The 20,738-nt window shown below is 67.2% G+C and carries 17 protein-coding genes; 8 read left to right on the forward strand and 9 right to left on the reverse strand.

Going from position 1 to position 20,738, the window contains the following annotated elements:
• Positions 1-8 precede the first annotated feature (8 nt).
• The 4 genes from KF707C_RS05190 (at position 9) to KF707C_RS05205 (ending at position 2,551) form a co-directional block, all read left to right on the forward strand.
• The gene (locus KF707C_RS05190; RefSeq protein WP_003448414.1) at positions 9-641 is read left to right on the forward strand and encodes a helix-turn-helix transcriptional regulator; all 633 of its coding nucleotides are present in this window, start codon (positions 9-11) and stop codon (positions 639-641) included.
• 92 nt (positions 642-733) lie between these two features.
• Complete coding sequence (locus tag KF707C_RS05195) at positions 734-1,219, forward strand: nuclear transport factor 2 family protein (protein ID WP_003448413.1); 486 nt, start codon at positions 734-736, stop codon at positions 1,217-1,219.
• 44 nt (positions 1,220-1,263) lie between these two features.
• A complete protein-coding gene (locus tag KF707C_RS05200) occupies positions 1,264-1,578 on the forward strand; it encodes a GIY-YIG nuclease family protein (RefSeq protein ID WP_003448412.1) in 315 nt (104 codons plus the stop codon).
• Between the two features lie 37 nt (positions 1,579-1,615).
• Positions 1,616-2,551, forward strand: coding sequence for a glutathione S-transferase family protein (locus KF707C_RS05205; RefSeq protein ID WP_003448411.1), 936 nt, complete (start codon positions 1,616-1,618; stop codon positions 2,549-2,551).
• Between the two features lie 54 nt (positions 2,552-2,605).
• Here the strand turns inward: KF707C_RS05205 and yejK are convergent, their stop codons facing one another.
• Together yejK and KF707C_RS05215 are read right to left on the reverse strand one after the other, a co-directional pair.
• Positions 2,606-3,613 carry a nucleoid-associated protein YejK gene (gene yejK, locus KF707C_RS05210; RefSeq protein WP_003448410.1) on the reverse strand — a complete coding sequence of 336 codons (1,008 nt, stop codon included), beginning with the start codon at positions 3,611-3,613 and terminating at the stop codon, positions 2,606-2,608.
• A 61-nt stretch (positions 3,614-3,674) separates the two neighbouring features.
• A complete protein-coding gene (locus KF707C_RS05215; RefSeq protein ID WP_003448409.1) occupies positions 3,675-5,009 on the reverse strand; it encodes a TAXI family TRAP transporter solute-binding subunit in 1,335 nt (444 codons plus the stop codon).
• A 108-nt stretch (positions 5,010-5,117) separates the two neighbouring features.
• Between KF707C_RS05215 and sbcD the strand changes: the two genes are divergently transcribed.
• Entirely contained in the window at positions 5,118-6,338 is a 1,221-nt protein-coding gene (gene sbcD, locus KF707C_RS05220; protein WP_081608019.1) for an exonuclease subunit SbcD, read from the forward strand.
• On the forward strand, positions 6,335-9,766 hold the full coding sequence (locus KF707C_RS05225; RefSeq protein ID WP_003448406.1) for an AAA family ATPase: 3,432 nt from the start codon (positions 6,335-6,337) through the stop codon (positions 9,764-9,766). Before sbcD ends, KF707C_RS05225 begins: the two co-directional genes overlap by 4 nt.
• 14 nt (positions 9,767-9,780) lie before the next feature.
• Here the strand turns inward: KF707C_RS05225 and rlmF are convergent, their stop codons facing one another.
• The 7 genes from rlmF to KF707C_RS05260 form a co-directional block, all read right to left on the reverse strand.
• The gene (rlmF, locus tag KF707C_RS05230; RefSeq protein WP_003448404.1) at positions 9,781-10,776 is read right to left on the reverse strand and encodes a 23S rRNA (adenine(1618)-N(6))-methyltransferase RlmF; all 996 of its coding nucleotides are present in this window, start codon (positions 10,774-10,776) and stop codon (positions 9,781-9,783) included.
• 67 nt (positions 10,777-10,843) lie between these two features.
• Complete coding sequence (locus KF707C_RS05235; RefSeq protein WP_003448402.1) at positions 10,844-12,673, reverse strand: SLC13 family permease; 1,830 nt, start codon at positions 12,671-12,673, stop codon at positions 10,844-10,846.
• 35 nt (positions 12,674-12,708) lie between these two features.
• Positions 12,709-13,005 (reverse strand): winged helix-turn-helix domain-containing protein, encoded by a 297-nt coding sequence (locus KF707C_RS05240; RefSeq protein WP_003448401.1) that lies wholly within the window; start codon positions 13,003-13,005, stop codon positions 12,709-12,711.
• A gap of 64 nt (positions 13,006-13,069) precedes the next feature.
• Positions 13,070-15,919 carry a valine--tRNA ligase gene (locus tag KF707C_RS05245; RefSeq protein WP_003448400.1) on the reverse strand — a complete coding sequence of 950 codons (2,850 nt, stop codon included), beginning with the start codon at positions 15,917-15,919 and terminating at the stop codon, positions 13,070-13,072.
• A gap of 114 nt (positions 15,920-16,033) precedes the next feature.
• Complete coding sequence (locus KF707C_RS05250; RefSeq protein ID WP_003448398.1) at positions 16,034-16,453, reverse strand: hypothetical protein; 420 nt, start codon at positions 16,451-16,453, stop codon at positions 16,034-16,036.
• 11 nt (positions 16,454-16,464) lie between these two features.
• The gene (locus KF707C_RS05255; protein WP_003448396.1) at positions 16,465-16,881 is read right to left on the reverse strand and encodes a DNA polymerase III subunit chi; all 417 of its coding nucleotides are present in this window, start codon (positions 16,879-16,881) and stop codon (positions 16,465-16,467) included.
• Positions 16,878-18,365 carry a leucyl aminopeptidase gene (locus KF707C_RS05260; protein ID WP_003448395.1) on the reverse strand — a complete coding sequence of 496 codons (1,488 nt, stop codon included), beginning with the start codon at positions 18,363-18,365 and terminating at the stop codon, positions 16,878-16,880. Before KF707C_RS05260 ends, KF707C_RS05255 begins: the two co-directional genes overlap by 4 nt.
• Positions 18,366-18,508: 143 nt before the next feature.
• Here KF707C_RS05260 and lptF point away from each other — a divergent pair, with 143 nt between their 5' ends.
• Together lptF and lptG are read left to right on the forward strand one after the other, a co-directional pair.
• On the forward strand, positions 18,509-19,630 hold the full coding sequence (gene lptF / locus KF707C_RS05265; protein WP_003448392.1) for an LPS export ABC transporter permease LptF: 1,122 nt from the start codon (positions 18,509-18,511) through the stop codon (positions 19,628-19,630).
• Entirely contained in the window at positions 19,623-20,684 is a 1,062-nt protein-coding gene (gene lptG / locus KF707C_RS05270; protein ID WP_003448391.1) for an LPS export ABC transporter permease LptG, read from the forward strand. Before lptF ends, lptG begins: the two co-directional genes overlap by 8 nt.
• The last annotated feature ends 54 nt before the right edge of the window (positions 20,685-20,738 follow it).

Consider the following 20,738-nt stretch of genomic DNA (forward strand, 5'->3'; position numbering starts at 1 on the left):
GCCGTTTCATGACCCCCCGCCCAGCCGCTGACCTGGACAACTACCGGGCCATCGCCGACGCCATCGCCACCCTGTTCTTTCCCCATGCCGAGGTGGTGCTCCACGACCTGCGGACCCAGAAGATCGACTACATCGCCAACAACCTGTCCAAGCGTTGCGTAGGGGATGACGCCGCCCTCGAAGACATGCTCGACGATGAGGTGGGCGAGCGGAACATCGGCCCCTACGAAAAGCTCAACTGGGACGGCCAGAAAATCCGCTCCATGAGCACGGTGCTGCGGGACGCCCAGGGCACGCCGCTGGCGGTGCTCTGCATCAACCTCAATATCTCGCTGTTCGAGGCGGCCAAGGCGGCCCTCGACCTGTTCCTCTCGCCAGGCAAGCTGATTCCCCAGCCGGATGCGCTGTTCCGGGACGACTGGCAGGAGCGCATCAACACCTTCCTGCACAACTGGCTGCGGCAGCGCCAGCTGGGTCTCAACCTGCTCACCCGGGAACACAAGCGCGAACTGGTACTGGCGCTGCACGCCGAAGGCGCCTTCAAGGGCAAGAGTGCCGCCAACTATGTGGCCAATGTCCTCAACATGGGCCGCGCGACGGTCTACAAGCACCTCAAGGAGCTGAAGGCGGAGTCGCCCTGAAGCGGTTACCTGCATTCGCGGGGCTGATGGCACTGGAGCCTCAGCCCGAAGTGGGTCGATACTGCTGTCATCCCTTGCCCCGGAGCTGACCCATGGCCCATCCCAACGCCGAACTCATCACCCGCTTCTACCAGGCTTTCCAACGGCTGGACGCCGAGACCATGGCGGCCTGCTACAGCCCGGACGTGCATTTCAGCGACCCGGTGTTCACCGACCTCAATGGCGAGGAAGCCGCGGACATGTGGCGCATGCTGGCCAGCCGGGCCCAGCAGTTCTCCCTGACCTTCGACCGCGTCGAGGCGGACGATCTCCAGGGCAGCGCCCACTGGGTGGCTCGCTACCTGTTCAGCCAGACCGGTCGCATGGTGGAAAATCGCATCCAGGCCCGCTTCCTGTTCTCCGACGGCAGGATCATCGAGCACCACGACCACTTCGACCTCTGGCGCTGGAGCCGCCAGGCCCTGGGAGCCAAGGGCCTGCTGCTGGGCTGGTTGCCGGCGGTGCAGGACAGGATCCGCCAGCAGGCGGCGCGGGGCCTCTCCGCCTACCGGGCCAGCGCGCGGGGGCTTGTGCCCTGACGCCCGGACAGGCCTAATCGCGGCGCCGCCTCGAAGGTCCCGCGATGTCCGAACTGCCTGAAGTCCCCCCCGCCAAGCCCTGGTTCGTCTATCTGGTGCGTGCCGAGAACGGCGCGCTCTACTGCGGCATCAGCGACGACCCGCAGCGCCGCTTCGCCCAGCACCGCAGCGGCAAGGGCGCGCGTTTCTTCCATTCCAGTCCGGCCCAGGCGCTGGTCTTTGTCGAGACCTGCGCCGACAAGGGCGAGGCCCTGCGCCGTGAGCTCGCCATCAAACGCATGAAGAAGCCGGCCAAAGAGGCGCTGATAAAGGCCTGGCAGGCTCCGGAAAGGATGGGCCCGGAGACGGGCGCACGCTAAGCTGCGGATTCTTTTTCACGCAGCGGAGCCCTGCCCCATGTCCGAACTCATCCTGCATCACTACGACGCCTCGCCCTTCGCCATGAAGGCGCGCCTGATGCTCGGCTACAAGCAGCTGTCGTGGCGCTCGGTGGACATCCCGCGGATCATGCCCAAGCCGGACCTGATGGCCCTGACCGGTGGCTACCGCAAGACCCCGGTGTTGCAGGTGGGGGCCGACATCTACTGCGATACCGCGCTGATCGCCCGCCGCCTGGAGGCGGAGAAGGCGACCCCGGCGCTGTTCCCCGAGGGACAGGAGTTCATCGTCGCGAGCTTCGCCCAGTGGGTGGACTCGGTGATCTTCCAGCATTCCGTGACCCTGGTGTTCCAGCCCGAATCCATCGCCGTGCGCATAGGGCAGTTGCCTCCCGCCGCGCAGCAGGCCTTCCTCGCCGACCGCGCCAAGCTGTTCTCCGGCGGCAGCGCCAGCCGCCTGTCGCCGGAGCAGGCGCGGAACAACTGGCCGGTGCTCATGGGCCGGCTGCAGCAGCAGTTGGAACGCAGCGAGGGCGAGTTCCTCTTCGGCGAACCCTCGGTGGCGGATTTCTCCCTGGCCCATTGTCTCTGGTTCCTCAAGGCGACCCCGGTGACCGCGCCGCTGGTGGACGACTACCCGGATGTAGCCGCCTGGCTGGGGCGTGTGCTGGGCTTTGGCGAGGGCGCGTCCAGCCCCTTGTCCGCCGTCGAGGCCATCGAGATCGCTCGCGGGGCCGAGCCGGCGCCCTTGCCGGAGGGGGCGGTCGACGATCCCAATGGCTTTGCGGTCGGTCAGGTCGTGCGGGTGGCGGCCACGGACTACGGCGTCGACCCGGTGGAGGGCGAGCTGGTCTTCAGCGGTATCGAGGAGATCATCCTCGGTCGTGACGACGAGCGTGCCGGCCGGGTGAATGTCCACGTGCCGCGCCTGGGGTTCCGTATCGAGGCGGTGTGATCCGGCGGTCGGCCCGAAGCGAGAAGCCCCGGCATTGGCCGGGGCTTCTTCGTTTCAGTCCTTGCGCCGCTTCAACTGGTCCTTCAGCTGGGTCGGCAGCTGGCGAATGATCAGCATGTCGCGGCCCTCGTCGTATTCGATCTTCGAGCCCAGCAGGTGCGCCTCGAAGCTGATGGACAGGCCCTCGGCACGGCCGGTGAAGCGCTGGAACTGGCTGAGGGTGCGCTTGTCCGGCGGGATCTCCGGGGACAGGCCGTAGTCCTTGTTGCGGATGTGCTCGTAGAAGGCGCGGGGACGGTCCTCGTCGATCAGCCCCGACAGTTCGTCCAGGGTGATGGGCTCGCCCAGCTTGGCCTGGGTGCTGGCGTAGTCCACCAGGGTCTTGGTCTTCTCCCGAGCCTGGTCTTCGGCCAGGTCCTCGGCTTCCACGAAGTCGCTGAAGGCCTTGAGCAGGGTACGGGTTTCGCTGGGGGGGTCGACGCCTTCCTGGCAGCCGATGAAGTCACGGAAGTAATCCGAGACCTTCTTGCCGTTCTTGCCCTTGATGAAGGAGATGTACTGCTTCGACTGCTGGTTGTTCTTCCATTCCGACAGGTTGATCCGTGCCGCCAGGTGCAACTGGCCCAGGTCCAGGTGCTTGGCCGGCGCCACCTCCAGGCTGTCGGTCACGGCGACACCCTCGCTGTGGTGCAGCAGGGCGATCGCCAGGTAGTCGGTCATGCCCTGCTGGTAGTGGGCGAAGAGCACGTGGCCGCCGGTGGAGAGGTTGGACTCCTCCATCAGCTTCTGCAGGTGCTCCACCGCCTGGCGACTGAAAGCGGTGAAGTCGCGGGCACCGTCCTGGTACTCCTTCAGCCAGCCGCTGAAGGGGTAGGCGCCGGACTCCTCGTGGAAGAAGCCCCAGGCCTTGCCCTGCTTGGCGTTGTAGCTCTCGTTGAGGTCGGCCAGGAGGTTCTCCATGGCCTGGGATTCGCCCAGTTCGCTGTCCCGGGCGTGGAGCACGGCGGCGCTGCCGTCGGGCTTCTTGTCGATGAAGTGAACGATGCAGTGGCGGATGGGCATGGCTCTTGGCTCTCCGGGGACCTCCGGCGCGCTGGCGCGCCGGCATCAAAAGTCCGCCAGTTTACCCGAGCCGCTCGCCGGCTGCCTGCCGCCGCTGCAACGCCTGCAAGCGCTCGATCACGTAGCGAAGGTGCACGTGCAGGTCGTAGAGCTCGTTGGAGTAGGAGAGTGGCACCTCGACCCGGACGAGGCGTTGTTCCAGTTGTTCGAGGTTGTCGATCTCGGCCGCCAGCTGGTCCGGCGGCGTGTCGCCGTCCAGCTTGCGCTCGATCTCCCGCAGGTGCTTGTACCAGCGGTAGATGCGCGCGCGGATGCGCCAGCGGTAGATGGGGCCGACGGCCTTGGAGAGGGGGATCATGATCACGATCAGCGGGATCAGCAGGATGATGTAGCGGTCCGCCAGGGAGGCGATGCGGAAGGGCACATAGCGTTGCAGGATGGGCAGTCCCTTCTCGTAGTAGTACTCCGCCTCCCTGAGCGGGGCGAGGGTCTGGGGCTTGGCCGCCGGGTAGGTGCCCGGCGGGTCCAGCAGGGTGCCGCCCTTCATCACCTCGCGGGCGGCCTCGAGGATCAGTGGGGTGAGCGAGGGGTGGAACTCGTCATTGGCCACCAGGGTAGCCACCGGGGCCAGGGTGAGGATGTCCTGTGCCGGGCTGTTGCTGGCGAGGTTGAGCACGCCCTCGCCGACCGCCAGCTTGGTCAGGTAGGGCAGGCGAGCGCGGTAGGCGGCGCTGCGCCGGAGGCTGACCAGGTCCAGCTCCGGGCTGGCCGCCAGGCGTTGCACCACGGCGCTCTCGGCCGGGCCGAGGAAGAAGCCGGCGTCCAGCTCGCCCGCCAGCAGGGCGCTGGCCGCGGGGCTGGCGCTGATGGGTTGCCACTGCCCGGGGTAGCGTTCGGGGCTGATCTGGTTGGCGGCCAGCAGGGCTTCGCTCACCGAGCGGGTGCCGCTGTCGGGGGCGCCGATGGCGACCCTCAGGGGCAGCAGGTCGGCCATGCTGTCGATGACGATCCCCTTGCGCTTGAACAGCCAGAGGGGCTCCTGGTACATCACCCCGAGGCCATGCAGCGCGTCCCGCTTGTGCGCCTCCAGGGTGAGCTCCTGGCCGCTCTGCACCAGGGCGATCTCCACGTCACCCCGTTCCAGCTTGGCCAGGTTGTCCAGGGAGCCCTTGCTTCGCACCAGTTCGAGCTCGAAACCCTGCCTGGCCAGTTCCTCCTTCAGCTTCAGGCCGAAGGCGTGGTAGCCGCCAGTGGGGCCGCCGGTGGCCAGGCGCGCGTGCATGGGCGGCGGCGGCGCCACGAAGTAGAACAGGGCGCCCACCAGGACCGCCAGCACCGGAATCAGCCAGAGGTTGGCCAGTAGCATGATCTTGAAGTCGCGAAGGAGGCGTTGCATGTCGGTCCCTGTCTGCAGCGGATGAACACAGGATAGCGGCTCGACGGTTGCCAGGCCGCGAAGGAAATGACAGGGTTGCGCGCATTTCCGTTCCCCAGGGTGATCCCGATGCGCATCCTTCACACCTCCGACTGGCACCTGGGCCAGCACTTCATGGGCAAGACCCGGCAAGCCGAGCACCAGGCGTTCTGCCACTGGCTGATCGAGCAGGTGGAGGCGCGCCAGGTGGATGCGGTGCTCATCGCGGGGGACATCTTCGACACCGGGGCGCCACCCAGCTACGCCCGGGAACAGTACAACCAGTTCATCGTGGATCTGCGCGCCACTGGCGCCGAGCTGGTGGTGCTGGGGGGCAATCACGATTCCGTGGCCATGCTGGGGGAAAGCCGCAGCCTGCTGGCGCAGCTGCAGACCCGGGTGGTCCCGGCCGTGGGCCTGGACCCGGCGGAGCAGGTGCTGGTGCTCCGGCACCGCTCCGGGGTGCCCGGGGCGATACTCTGCGCCATTCCCTTCATCCGCCCGCGCGATGTGCTGCAGAGCCAGGCCGGGCAGAGCGCCGCCGACAAGCAGCTGTCGCTGCAGCAGGCCATCCAGGCGCACTACCAGCACCTGTTCGACCTCGCCCGTGAGCGGCGGAGCGAACTGGGCGGTGGCCTGCCCATCGTCGCCACCGGCCACCTCACCACCGTGGGCGCCAGCGCCAGCGAATCCGTGCGCGAGATCTACGTCGGCGCCCTGGAGGCCTTCCCCACCAACGCTTTCCCGGCGGCCGACTACATCGCCCTGGGACATATCCACAGGCCGCAGAAGGTCGGCGGACTGGAGCACGTCCGTTACAGCGGTTCGCCGATTCCTCTGGCGTTCGACGAGGCATCCCAGCAGAAGGAAGTCCTGCTGGTGGAGCTGGACAGCATCGGCCTGCACAAGGTCGAGGCATTGCCGGTGCCGCGTTTCCAGCCCCTGCACTCGCTGCGCGGCAGCCTCGCCGAGTTGCCTGCATTGCTGGCCGCAGTCGCGTCCGAGGGGACGCCGGAGCGACCGGTCTGGGTCGAGGTACAGGTCAGTACCGATGATTACCTCAATGACCTCCAGGCGCGCCTGGCCGCGCTCTGCGAGGGACTGCCGGTGGAGGTGCTGCGCATTCGCCGCGAACGGGGCAATGTCCTGCCCGGCCTGCAACGCGAGGCGCGCGAAACCCTCGATGAGCTGAACCCGGAGGAGGTGTTCGACAAACGTCTGGAGAGCGAGGAACTGGATGCCGCCTTGCGTGGCGAGCTGCAGGGACTGCACCGCCGGGTGCTGGCCGACCTGCGGGAGGGTGACGCATGAAGATCCTCAGCCTGCGCCTGAAGAACCTCAACTCCCTGAAGGGTGAATGGAAGATCGACTTCACCGGCGAGCCCTTCGCGGGCAATGGCCTGTTCGCCATCACCGGCCCCACCGGCGCCGGCAAGACCACCCTGCTGGACGCCATCTGCCTGGCCCTGTATCACCGTACGCCGCGCATGGGCACGGTCTCTGCCAGCCTCAACGAGCTGATGACGCGCCATACGGCCGACTGCCTGGCGGAGGTGGAGTTCGAGGTGAAGGGCGTGGGCTATCGCGCCTTCTGGAGCCAGCGTCGCGCCCGTGACCGGGTGGATGGGGGCCTGCAGGCTCCCAGGGTGGAGCTGGCGCGCATCGCCGACGGGGAAATCCTCAGCGACAAGGTGGCGGACAAGCTCCGGCTCACCGAACGCCTGACCGGGCTCGATTTCGACCGTTTCACCAAGTCCATGCTGTTGGCCCAGGGCGGGTTCGCCGCGTTCCTGGAGGCCAATGCCAACCAGCGTGCGGAGCTGCTGGAAGAACTCACCGGCACCGACATCTACGGACTGATCTCCCAACGCGTCTTCGAGCGCACCCGGGAGGTGAAGGCCGGCCTCGACCAGCTTCGCGCCCGCGCCGAAGGGGTGGAGCTGCTGGGCGATGACGCGCGCCTCGCCCTGGAGGCGGAGGCGGAGGGGCTGGCTTCGGACGAGCGACAGTTGCAGGCGCTCCAGGCCGATCTGCAACGACAGCGCCAGTGGCGCGATGAACTGGACAAGGCGCTTGCCCGCCAACAGTCCGCCGAACGACAGGCCCTGGCGGCTCGCGAAGCCTTGCAGCAGGCCCAGCCCCAACTGGCACGTCTGGCGGCCAGTGAGCCCGCCAGCCGCCTGCAGCCCCTGCACCGCGACTGGCAGCGCAGTGTGCTGCAACTGGAGCAGGGCGAGGGCGAGCTGCGGGTCACCCGGCAGGAGCTTAAAGACCTGGCCGAGCGCATCCTCGGCCAGCTGTGGCGGGGCGCCCAACTGAGCGAGCAATGGGTCGCTGTCCGGCAGCGCGCCGTGGAAAGCCTCCTGAATGAGCGTGAGGGCCTTGAGCGGCGCCTGGCCGAGCATCCGCAGCGGGCCCGGCTGGGCGAGCATCTGGGGGGCTGGCGGGCGGAGCTCGGCGCCCTGGCTCGGCGCCAGGCGGAGATCGGCGAACTGCAGCGCGAGCAGGCTGCGCTCAGCGGGCAAGCGACGGCGCTGGAGCAGCGGTTGTCGTCCGCTCGAAGCGCCGTCGAGTCCGCCCATGCCGAGCAGGTGCAGGCGCAGCTGGGCGAGCGGGAGGCACAGGTCCGGCTGGACGAGTTGCTGGCCGGCCAGGATGACGTCGCCCTGCGGGAGCAGTGGCAGCGGCTTCTGGAGCGCGGCGCTCAGCTCGAGCGGCTGGAACAGTTGTCCCAGCAGCGCCGGCAACTGGCCGAGCGCCAGGATCGGACCCGGGCCCAGTTGCTGCCCCTGGAGGAGGAGCGCCGTGGTCTGGGGGAGCAACGGGATGCCCTGCGGCGCCGTTTCAGCGAGCTGAAGCAGCAGATCGCCGACAAGGAGAAGCTGCTCGAGCAGGAGCGTCGCATCCAGCAACTGGAGGCCTATCGTGCCGCCCTCCAGCCTGGCGATGCCTGCCCGCTGTGCGGTTCCCACGAGCATCCGGCGATCGCCGAATACCAAGCGCTCGACCTGTCCGACACCCAGCGGGCCCTGGAGGCCTCCAAGCAGGCCCAGGACGAGGTGCGCCAGCAGGGGGAAATCCTCAGCAACCGGCTTTCCGCCCTGGAGGCCCAGGCCCAGCAGCTGGGCGAGGCGTTGCAGGGCTTCGAGACGGAGCAGCGTGAAGTCGTCGAGCACTGGCGCCAACTGTGCCAGGCGCTGGCGCTGCAGCTTCCCGACCTGGCCGCCTTGCATGCCGAGCGCGAGGCGCACGCTGCGCGGGTCCAGGCCTTGCAGGAGCGCCTCGGGCACCTGGACCGGATGAAGGCCGAACTGGCGTCTGTCCGCGAGGGGCGGCAACGGGCCGAGCAACACCGGCAGGCCTGCGACAGCGCATTCGCGCTGCTGGAGAAGGAGCTGGCCGGACTGCACCAGCGCGAGCAGGCGACTGTCCAGCGACTGGAGCAGTCGCATGGCGCGCAGAGCGAGGCACGTGCGAGTCTCATTGCGGGGCTGGCATCGCTGGGCTACGAACTTCCCGAGTCCGGGGAGGCCTGGCTCGCCGAGCGCGAGGCGGAATGGCGGCAATGGCAGCAGGACCAGGCCAGCCGCCAGGAGCTGGAGGAACGACTACGGGACCAGCAGCTTGCCCTGGCCCGCGCCCGGGAACAGGCGAGCGTCTGGCTTGGGCGCTGGCAGGCCTCCGGCGAGCCCGACCGGGCGCCTCTGGCGCCGGCACCGGACCCCGAGGCCGCATTGGCGACCGAGCAGGCGGAGCTGGACCTGGCGCAGCAGCGTCTCAATCACTTGAAGGGGAGCGAGCACAGCCAGGATCAACGGCTGCAGGCGCTCCGCCTCCAGCAATTGCAGCACCTCGACGCCTGGCGACAGGCCCTCGCGGCCAGTCCGTTCAACGACGAGCCGGCCTTTCTCGCCGCGTTGCTCGACGAGGTCGAGCGCGCGGGCCTGCAGGACCTGCAACAGCGGCTGGAACGGGAGCGGGGGGATGCCGAGGCCCTGCTGGCGGACGCCCGGGCGCACGCCGGACGCTTGCAGGCCGAGCCGGCCAGTGCGCTGGCTCCCGAGCAGCTGGACGCCGAGTGGCAGGCCCTCGGCGAGCGCCTGCGGGGGCTCAGCCAGCGCCAGGGCGAGATTCGCGCCCAGCTGTCGGGTGATGCCCTGCGACGGCAGAACCTTCAGGCCCTGTTCGCCGAGATCGGTCGCCAGGAAGCCGACTACGACCTCTGGCAGCGCCTGAACAGCCTGGTGGGCTCCGCCGATGGGGCCAAGTACCGCAAGTTCGCCCAGGGCCTGACGCTGGATCACCTGGTGCACCTGGCCAATCGTCAGTTGCAGCGGCTGCACGGTCGCTATCAGCTGGCGCGGCGCCAGGGGGGCGAGCTGGAGCTCGAAGTGGTGGATACCTGGCAGGCGGACACGGCCCGGGACTGCAAGACCCTGTCGGGTGGGGAGAGTTTCCTCGTCAGCCTGGCGCTGGCGCTGGCCCTGTCGGACCTGGTGAGTCACAAGACCAGCATCGATTCGCTGTTCCTCGATGAGGGCTTCGGTACCCTGGACGGCGAAACCCTGGAGGTCGCCCTGGATGCCCTGGACGCGCTCAACGCCAGCGGCAAGATGATCGGGGTGATCAGCCACGTCGAAGCGCTCAAGGAGCGTATTCCGGTGCAGCTCAGGGTGCACAAGGGCGTGGGCATGGGCTACAGCCGGCTGGACCCGCGCTTCAGTGTCACCGCTCCCTGAGGGAGCGGGCGACCTCAGGCCTGCCAGCGCGCCCGCCGCCATGCCTCGCGCTGGTCGGCATCGAGGAAGGTCCAGGCGACGAAGCGGCTCTGCTTCTGGCCCTGGGCCATTTCCACCGTGCGTATCTCGACGGCATCGCTGCGCCGCAGTCGTGCCTCCATGCCCGGCACATTGCCGCCTTTCGATACCAGGCTGCTGAACCAGAGCACCTGGTCCCGGAACTGGCGGCTCTCGTCCACCATTCGCTGGAGGAAGGCGGATTCGCCACCCTCGCACCAGAGCTCCGCGCCCTGGCCACCGAAGTTGAGCACCGGCAGCTTGCGTTCAGGGGCCTGCTTGCCGAGGTTCTTCCACTTGCGCCGGCTGCCGCGCGTGGCTTCGTCCAGGGAGCTGTGGAAGGGCGGATTGCAGAGGGTGAGGTCGAAGCGCTCGCCCGGCGCGATGAGCCCCTTGAAGATCTGCTTGGGGGCCGCCTGCCGGCGCAGGTCGATGGCGCTTGTCAGCTGGTTGGACCCTACGATGGCGAGGGCCGAATCCAGGGCGGTCGGGTCGATGTCCGCGCCGGTGAAGTGCCAGCCGTACTCCTGGTGGCCGATGAGGGGATAGATGCAGTTGGCGCCCACGCCGATGTCCAGGGCCTGGAGGCCCTTGCCCCGGGGAATGACGCCGCCGTTGTCCGCCGCCAGCAGGTCCGCCAGGCCGTGAAGGTAGTCGGCCCGCCCGGGAATCGGCGGGCACAGGTAACCCGGCGGGATGTCCCAGTGGCGAATGCCGTAGAACTGTCGCAGCAGCGCACGGTTGAACACCTTCACCGCTTCGGGGTCGGCGAAGTCGATGCTTTCCTTGCCGTAGGGGTTGGTGATGACGAAGCGCGCCAGTTCCGGGCTGCCCTGGATCAGTTGGGGGAAGTCGTAGCGTCCCTGGTGGCGGTTGCGCGGGTGCAGTTGCCCCTTGGTGGGGGCGGCGGGTTTCGCGGGGGCGGGGCGTGAACGCTTGGGCGGTTGCGGCATGGCGGCGATGTCGAGGGGAAACGCGGCATTTTCCCACAGCGGGGGTGCCCGTGGGGACCCGCGTCCATCAGAGCGGGAATACCAGGGGCACCATGAAGACGCTGACGATCATCACCAGCACCGTGAAGGGCACGCCGACCCTCACGAAGTCGCCGAAGCGGTACTGCCCCGGTCCCACCACCAGGGTGTTCACCGGGGAGGAAATGGGCGTCATGAAGGCCGCCGAGGCCGCCAGTGCGACGATCATGGCGAAGGGGTAGGGCGACAGGCCCAGTTGCTGGGCGGTGCCTATGGCCACCGGCGCCATCAGCACGGCGGTGGCGGTGTTGGAGATGAACAGGCCGATCAGGGAGGTCGCGGCGAAGAGGCAGGCCAGCATGGCGTAAGGGCCGGCGTTGCCCAGCAGGGCCACCAGTCCCTTCACCGCCAGGTCGATTCCGCCGGTCTGCTGCAGCGCCTGGGCGAAGGGCAGCATGCCGACGATCAGCACCAGCGTGGGCCAGTGGATGGCGCGATAGGCGCTGTCCAGGTCGATGCAGCGGAAGGCGCCCATCAGCAGGCAGCCGATCAGTGCCGCCATCACGTTGGGCACCAGCCCGCTGACCATCAGGACGATCATCACCGCCAGGCTGAGCAGCGCGTAGGGCGCCTTGCGGGCGGTGGGCGCCACTTCGTCCACCTCGGCGGGCAGGCTCAGGACCAGGAAGTCCCGGCTCTTGCCCTGGAGCTGGTGGATCGCCCGCCAGTCACCCGCCACCAGCAGGGTGTCCGAGGTCTTGAGCTTCTCGTCCACCAGCAGTCCGTCCAGCGCGCGGCCCTGGCGGCGCAGGCCGACCACGTTGAGCTTGTGCCGGGTGCGGAAGCCCAACGCCTGGATGGTCTTGCCGGGGAGGCTGGATTCGGGCGGGAAGGCGACTTCGGCCAGACCCAGCTGATGGGCATGCAGGCTGTAGTAGGAGGCCGTCAACGGCAGGGGTTCCAGGCCCAGCTCCTGGTAGGCGCCGAGCAGGCCGATGGCGGGGCTGGCCAGGTCCACCAGGAGGACGTCGCCGGGCTCCAGCAGGGTGTTGCCGGTGGCCATCAGCAGCAGGGTACGGAAGCGCTGCTGGCGCTCCACGGCGATGACGTTGATGCCGTACTGCTTGCGCAGCTCCAGTTCGTTCAGCGCCTGGCGTGCCAGGGGCGAGTCGGGGCGGACCCGCAGCCGGCGCTCGCGTTGGTTCAGGTCGTAGGCGGTGGCGAGGTCCGTCAGGGTCAGGCGCGGCGCCGCATCGGCCTGGTCTCGGCCCCTCGGGGTGAGCCAGCGGCGGGTCGCCAGCATGTACAGCACGCCCAGTGCCAGCACCGCCAGCCCTACCGGCGTCAGGCTGAAGAAGCCAAAGCCGTCGAGACCGGCGCGGCGCAGTTCGCTGTGGACCACCAGGTTGGGGGCGGTGGCCACCAGGGTGAGCATGCCGCTGATGAGGCCGGCGAAGGCCAGCGGCATCATCAGGCGCGCCGGGGGAATCTTGAGTCGCGCGGCGACGCCCAGGGCCACCGGGATGAAGATGGCCACCACGCCGGTGGAGCTCATCACCGAGCCCAGCCCGGCGGCGGCCAGCATCAGCAGCACCAGCAGGCGGGTCTCGCTGCTGCCGGCCCTGGCCACCAGCCAGTCCCCCAGGCGATAGGCGATGCCGGTCCGGACCAGGCCGTCGCCGATGACGAAGAGCGCGGCGATCAACACCACGCTGGGGTCGCTGAAGCCGGCCAGGGTGTGCTGGATGTCCAGCACGCCGGTCAGCGGCAGGGCGACCATCACCAGCAGGGCGACCACGTCCATGCGCGGCCTGTTGAGGATGAAGAGGGTGACGGCAACCGCCAGCAGGCCGAGGACCATCAGCAGATCGAGGTTCAAACGCAGCTCCCGGAGTGGACTGGCGGGGCAGGGTCTCAGGGATAGCCGAGGACCGCCTTGATCTGATGCAGGTTAGTGGCGATCCAGCGCTTGTCGATGGCGCCCCAGTCGCGGATTTCGTAGTGGCCGGCGTTGTTGCGTTCGCCCTCGGCCTGGGCGAAGTGGCATTCGATATCCAGTTCGCCCAGGGCGGAGAGGGTGTCCTGGGCGGTGCGCCGGGGCATGCCGGTGGCGTCCATGATCGCCGGGACGCTGGTGGCGGCGCCGCTGTCGATCAGCCAGGCGACGTAGAGGCGGCGATAGAAGCTGGTCTTGGTCTTGCTGGTTTCCATGGGCGTTCCCTGCGTTGTGCCAGGCGTGAAGTTCGAGGCCCGCATCAGCGGGCCTCGTCAGGGTTTACAGGTTGGCGATCTTCTCGCGCTGCTCGGCCAGCCTGGCCAGTGCCTGTTCGGCTTCGGCCAGCTTGGCGCGCTCCTTGTCGAGCACCTCGGCCGGGGCCTTGGCGACGAAGCCTTCGTTGGCGAGCTTGCCGCCGACGCGCTTGACCTCGCCGTCCAGGCGCTGAATCTCCTTGTCCAGGCGCGCCAGTTCGGCGTCCTTGTCGATCAGGCCGGCCATGGGCACCAGCACCTGCATGTCGCCCACCAGGGCGGTGGCGGACATGGGGGCTTCCTCGCCGCTGGCCAGGACGCGGACGGATTCGAACTTGGCCAGCTTGTTCAGCAGCGGTCCGTTCTCATTCAGGCGGCGCAGGTCTTCGTCACTGGCGTTGGCCAGGACCACGTCGATGCGCTTGGCCATGGAGATCTTCATCTCGCCACGGATCTGGCGCACGCCGAGCATCAGCGTCTTGACCCATTCGATGTCGCCTTCGGCGGCAGCGTCGATGCGGCTTTCGTTGGCCACCGGCCAGGGTTGCAGCATCAGGGTGTCGCCGCTGACGCCGGCCTGGGCCTTGATGCGCTGCCAGATCTCTTCGGTGATGAAGGGCATGAAGGGGTGGGCCAGGCGCAGGATGACCTCCAGCACGCGTACCAGGGTGCGGCGGGTGCCGCGCTGGCGCTCGATGGGAGCGTTCTCGTCCCAGAGCACCGGCTTGACCAGTTCGAGGTACCAGGAGCAGTACTCGTCCCAGACGAACTCGTAGAGGGCCTGGGTGGCCAGGTCGAAGCGGAAGGCGTCGAGCTGGCGGGTGACTTCGGCTTCGGTGCGCTGCAGCTGGCTGATGATCCAGCGGTCGACCGAGGAGAGGTCCACGGCTTCGCCGTTGACGCCGGTGTCCTGGCCGTCGGTGTTCTCGATGACGAAGTTGGCGGCGTTCCACAGCTTGTTGCAGAAGTTGCGGTAGCCCTCGACCCGGCCCATGTCGAACTTGATGTCGCGGCCGGTGGAGGCCAGGGAGCAGAAGGTGAAGCGCAGGGCGTCGGTGCCGTAGCTGTTGATGCCATCGGGGAATTCGGCGCGGGTCTGCTTGGCGATCTTCTCGGCCAGCTTGGGCTGCATCATGCCGCTGGTGCGTTTCTCCAGCAGGGTGTCGAGATCGATGCCGTCGACGATGTCCAGCGGGTCCAGCACGTTGCCCTTGGACTTGGACATCTTGTGGCCCTGGGAGTCGCGTACCAGGCCGTGGACGTAGACGGTCTTGAACGGAACCTGCGGGGTGCCATCCTCGTTCTTCACCAGGTGCAGGGTCAGCATGATCATGCGGGCGACCCAGAAGAAGATGATGTCGAAGCCGGTGACCAGGACGTCGGTGGGGTGGAAGGTCTTGAGGTACTCGGTCTGTTCCGGCCAGCCGAGGGTGGAGAAGGTCCACAGGCCGGAGCTGAACCAGGTGTCCAGCACGTCCTCGTCCTGGCGCAGCGGCTGGTCGCCCAGGTTGTGCTTGGCGCGGACTTCGGCCTCGTCGCGGCCGACGTAGACGTTGCCGGCCTCGTCGTACCAGGCGGGGATGCGGTGGCCCCACCAGAGCTGCCGGCTGATGCACCAGTCCTGGATGTCACGCATCCAGGAGAAGTACATGTTCTCGTACTGCTTGGGCACGAACTGGATACGGCCGTCTTCCACGGCGGCGATGGCGGGCTCGGCCAGGGGCTTGGTGGAAACGTACCACTGGTCGGTGAGCCAGGGCTCGATGACGGTGCCGGAGCGGTCGCCCTTGGGCACTTTCAGCGCGTGGTCTTCGATCTTTTCCAGCAGGCCGAGCTGTTCGAAGGCGGCGACGATCCGCTTGCGGGCTTCGAAGCGGTCGAGGCCGGCGAACTCGGCCGGGAGGCTGGCGTCGAGGTCGTGGTTGACGCTGCCGTCGAGGTTGAACACCTGGGCGGTGGCGAGCACGGCGGCGTTCTTGTCGAAGATGTTGATCAGCGGCAGGTTGTGGCGCTTGCCGACTTCGTAGTCGTTGAAGTCGTGGGCCGGGGTGATCTTCACGCAGCCGGTGCCGAACTCGGGGTCGCAGTAGTCGTCGGCGACGATGGGGATGCGACGACCCACCAGGGGCAGTTCGACGAAGGTGCCGATCAGGGCCTTGTAGCGCTCGTCCTCCGGATGCACGGCGACGGCGCTGTCACCCAGCATGGTTTCCGGGCGGGTGGTGGCGACGATCAGGTAGTCCTTGCCGTCAGCGGTCTTGTGGCCGTCGGCCAGGGGGTAGCGCAGGTTCCACAGGTGGCCTTTCTCGTCATGGTTTTCCACTTCGAGGTCGGAGATGGCGGTGTGGAACTTGGTGTCCCAGTTGACCAGGCGCTTGCCACGGTAGATCAGGCCATCGTCGAACAGGCGGACGAAGGCTTCCTTGACCGCTTCGGAGAGACCGTCGTCCATGGTGAAGCGCTCGCGGGACCAGTCGACGGAGGAGCCGAGGCGACGGATCTGCCGGGTGATGGTGCCGCCGGACTCTTCCTTCCACTCCCAGACCTTGTCGAGGAACTTCTCGCGGCCTAGGTCATGGCGGCTCACGCCCTGGGCGGCCAGCTGGCGCTCCACCACCATCTGGGTGGCGATGCCGGCATGGTCGGTGCCCGGCTGCCAGAGGGTGTTGCGACCCTGCATGCGGCGGAAGCGGATCAGGGCGTCCATGATCGCGTTGTTGAAGCCGTGTCCCATGTGCAGGCTGCCGGTGACGTTCGGCGGCGGGATCATGATGGTGTAGGGCTCGCCGGAACCTTGCGGGGCGAAGTAGTTGTTCTTCTCCCAAGTCTGGTACCAGGAAGTTTCGATGGCGTGGGGCTGGTAGGTCTTGTCCATGGTTCGGCGGGGACCCTAGAGGGAACTGAATGGGAAAACCGGGGATTATAGCGGCAAAGGCGCAGCGCCATAAGCGGCACGCACCGGGCGATGCGTGCCGCCGAGGCGGATGGCCTATTGGCGTTTGGGCGGTAGCAGGCGGTTCAGCCGGGCGCCGAGGCGACGTTTGAGTTCGGCCTCGATCTGCGGCACGAAGTCGTCGATCACATCCTGCAGGATCAACTGCGCGGCGGCCCGCAGCTCGCTGTCCAGGCGCGCCAGTTCGGGGTTGCCGGTGGGCGTCATGCGTTGGCGGATCGCTTCGGCGATGGGTTGCGTGGCGCTGCCGGTCGCCGGTTGCGGGGCGTCGACGGGCGGCGCCTGGAGGGCGGGCTCGACGATCTCGGACAGCACCGGGATGCCATCGGCGGCGTCCAGGGCATCGGTCAGCAAGGGGGGCTCGGCGACACCGGGTTCGTCCCCGAGAAGGGCGCGAATGGATTCGAGGTCGTCCAGCAGGTGGGCCGGCTTGGGAGGAGGTTTGGGGGTATCCATGATGGTTACAGCTAGAGTTCGACTCGTTTCGGATCATAGCCCCGCTGGCGGTAGGTGCGGAAATTCTCCCGGCAGGCGGCAAGCAGGGCGGGTTCCTGATTGACGATCTCGATGATGCGGCTGAAGTGCTCGATGTGGGGCGACAGGCTGGATGCGAGGTTGATCAGCAGGCCCTGCTGGACGGTCGGTGCCTCGTCCAGCGCCAGCACCACGGGGCCGTCGGGGTCATCCTCGATGAGGCCGTGAGGGATGAAGCTCTCGGCGCGGAAGCGCCAGAGCAACTGGTCCAGTTCGTCGCGCTGGGCGGCATCCGCGCAGCGCATCAGGACCGGCAGCCCATGCCGCCAGCCCTTGGCGGCCAACTGGCAGGCCGCACGCAGGCGGTCCGCCGGGCTGGCCGAGGAGAGCACGTAGAACTCGATCCTCACTGGCTGCGGTCCAGCAGGTACTGGGTCAGGAGGGGGACCGGTCGACCGGTGGCGCCTTTCTCCTTGCCGCCGCTGACCCAGGCGGTGCCGGCGATGTCCAGGTGCGCCCAGTGGAATTTCTTGGCGAAGCGCGACAGGAAGCAACCGGCGGTGATGGTGCCGGCCTTCGGCCCGCCGATGTTGGCGATGTCGGCGAAGGGGCTGTCCAGCTGTTCCTGGTACTCGTCGAACAGCGGCAGTTGCCAGGCGCGGTCGTCCGAGTACTCGCCGGCCTTGAGGATCTGCTTCACGAGGGCGTCATCGTTGCCCATCAGGCCGGAGGTGTTGGATCCGAGGGCGACGATGCAGGCGCCGGTCAGGGTGGCGATGTCGATCACCGCCTGGGGCTTGAAGCGTTCGGCGTAGGTCAGGGTGTCGCACAGCACCAGGCGGCCTTCGGCGTCGGTGTTGAGGATTTCAACGGTCTGGCCGCTCATGGTGGTGACGATGTCGCCGGGGCGGGTGGCGCGACCGCTGGGCATGTTCTCGGCGCAGGCCAGCAGGCCGACGACGTTGATGGGCAACTGCAGTTCCAGCAGTGCGCGGAAGGTGCCGAGCACGCTGGCGGCGCCGCACATGTCGTACTTCATCTCGTCCATGCCGGCTGCGGGCTTGATGCTGATGCCGCCGGTGTCGAAGGTGATGCCCTTGCCCACCAGGACGAAGGGTTTGTCGTCCTTCTTGCCGCCCTGGTAGTGGAGCACGATCATCCGTGGCGGTTGCTCGCTGCCCTGGGCCACGGCGAGGAAGGCACCCGCGCCGAGTTCCTTGAGTTTCTTCTCGTCCAGCACGTCGACCTTGAGGTGCTTGTGTTCCTTGGCCAGGGCCTTGGCCTCTTCGGCGAGGTAGCTGGGGTGGCAGAGGTTCGGCGGCAGGTTGCCAAGGTCCCTGGTAAAGGCCATGCCCTTGGCGATGGCCTGGGCGTGGGCGCTGCCACGCTCCAGTTCGGCGACGTCGGCTTTCTCGCCCAGCAGGGTGATTTTCTTCAGTACAGGGGCGTCGGCCTTCTGGCTCTTGAAGCGGTCGAACAGGTAGGTGCCATCGGCCAGGGTTTCCACCATCAGGCGGGCTTTGCCATAGGCGTCGCGGCCCTTCACCTGCAGCTCGCCCAGGGCGAGCGCGGCGTCACTGCCGCCCAGGCCCTTGAGCACGCCGTTGACTGCAGCGATCAATTTGCGGAATTGGCGGTCAGAGAGTTCGCGCTCCTTGCCGCTGCCCACCAGCAGCACGCGATCGGCCTTGAGGTTGGGGAGGCTGTGCAGGAGCAGGGTCTGGCCGACCTTGCCCGCCAGGTCGCCGCGCTTGAGCAGGGTGGTGATGGCACCATCGGCAGCCGCGTCGACCGCCTTGGCGGCCTCACCCAACTTGCGGCCTTCGCCGACGGCGACGACCAGGGTGGAGGTTTTAAGGGTTTCCAGGCGGGCGCTTTTGACGAGGAATTCCATGACATGTGTCCCCAAGACAAAGGGCCGGGATTGATTGATAATGCCGGCTATTTTTTCAGTGGCCCGTCAGTTCGGCGGGCTGGCCATAAAGCGGCTAGTTTGAGCGCAGCCGCCTGAGCCTGACAACCCTGGAGCCCCTGGTTTTGATTGTCTTCCGTTATCTCTCCCGCGAGGTCCTGGTTACCTTGAGTGCGGTCAGTGCCGTGCTGCTGGTAATCATCATGAGCGGCCGTTTCATCAAGTACCTGGCCCAGGCCGCGCAGGGTGTCCTGGACCCGGGCGTGCTGTTCATGATCATGGGATTCCGGATTCCAGGCTTCCTGCAGTTGATCCTGCCGCTCGGCTTGTTCCTCGGCTTCCTGCTGGCCTACGGCCGGCTCTACCTGGAAAGCGAGATGACGGTTCTCAGCGCCACCGGCATGAGCCAGCAGCGCCTCATGGTCTACAGCCTGGCGCCTGCCACCCTGGTCGCTCTGCTGGTGGCCTGGCTGAGCCTGGGGCTGGCGCCCCAGGGTGTGGCCCAGGTGGCGCGCATCCTCAACGAGCAGGACGCCCTCACCGAGTTCGATACCCTGGTTCCCGGCCGCTTCCAGGCCATGAAGGGGGGGGGTCGCGTCACCTACACCGAGTCGCTTTCCGCTGACCGCAGCGCGCTGGGAGGTGTCTTCATTTCCGAGAAGCGCGTGTCACGCCAGGATGGCACCGATCGCGGCATCGGAGTGCTGGTCGCGGAGAAGGGGCATCAGCAGATCCAGCCAGACGGCAGCCGTTACCTGATCCTCAAGAATGGCTACCGCTACGACGGCAACCCCGGTAAGGCGGACTACCGCATCATCCAATACGAGACCTATGGCGTGCTGTTGCCCAAGCCCGAGATCAGCGCCGAGATCGGCGAGCGCGAAGCCGTGCCGACATCCGAGTTGATCGGCAGTGCCGACCCGCGCTACCAGGCCGAGTTGCAGTGGCGCTTGTCCATACCGCTGCTGGTGTTCGTGGTCGCCTTGCTGGCGGTGCCGTTGTCCAGGGTCAACCCGCGCCAGGGGCGCTTCCTCAAGCTGCTGCCTGCGATCCTGCTCTACATGGCCTACCTGGCCCTGCTGATCGCGGCGCGCGGGCAGTTGGACAAGGGGCGCATTCCCATGGCCCTGGGGCTGTGGTGGGTGCATGGGCTGTTCCTGATCATCGGCCTGCTGTTGTTGTACTGGGAGCCGCTACGACTGAAGTGGGCGGCTCGTCGTGATGCACGTGAGGTGGCCCATGGTTAGGTTGGATCGTTACATCGGCACCAGCGTGTTCTTTGGCATCCTCGCGGTGCTGGGCGTCATCGTCAGCCTGGCGGCGCTGTTCGCTTTCATCGATGAGCTGGGCGATGTCGAAGGTAGCTACGACGTGTTCGCCGCGGCCTGGTATGTCTTCCTGACCCTGCCGCGCCGGCTCTACGACATGCTGCCGATGGCGGCGCTGATCGGCAGCCTGATTGGTCTGGGCACACTGGCCAGCAGCAGCGAACTCACTGTGATGCGAGCTGCGGGCGTGTCCATTGGGCGCATCGTCTGGGCCGTGATGAAGCCCATGCTGGTGCTGATGGTCGTCGGCGTGCTGATCGGCGAGTACCTGGCGCCCTGGAGCGAGAACCTGGCCCAGGCCAATCGCTCCATGGCCCAGGGCGGTGGTGACGCCCAGAGCTCGAAGCGCGGCCTCTGGCACCGCCAGGGTGAGGAGTTCGTGCACATCAACGCCGTCCAGCCCAATGGCGTGCTCTATGGCGTGACCCGTTATCGTTTCGATGGTGAGCGCCGCATGCAGTCTGCGAGCTTCGCCCGGCGTGCCTTGTTCCAGGGCGATCACTGGCAATTGGAGAATGTGGCCACCACCCACTTTCGTGGCGATCACACCGAAGTGGTGAACAGTCCCAGTGAGCGCTGGGACGTGGAGTTGAATCCGCAACTGCTGGGCACCGTGGTGATGGAGCCCGAGGCCCTGTCCATCACCGGTTTGTGGCGCTACATCCACTACCTGGCCGATCAAGGCCTGAACAACGGGCGCTACTGGCTGGCGTTCTGGACCAAGGTCCTGCAGCCGCTGGTCACTGCAGCCCTGGTGCTGATGGCGATTTCCTTCATTTTCGGCCCCTTGCGCTCGGTCACCCTGGGGCAGCGTGTGTTCACCGGTGTGGTGATCGGCTTCGTGGTGCGTATCAGTCAGGATCTGCTCGGTCCATCGAGCCTGGTGTTCGGCTTCTCGCCGCTGTTCGCGGTGCTGGTGCCGGCGGGCATCTGCGCCTTGGCGGGGCTCTGGTTGCTCCGTCGGGCGGGGTGACCGTTTCACGAGGCAGGAAAAAGCCGGCGTCAAGCCGGCTTTTCTCGTTCTGGG

Origin of the sequence: Pseudomonas furukawaii (assembly GCF_002355475.1) — a bacterium.
In the GTDB taxonomy this organism is placed as follows: Bacteria; Pseudomonadota; Gammaproteobacteria; order Pseudomonadales; family Pseudomonadaceae; genus Metapseudomonas; species Metapseudomonas furukawaii.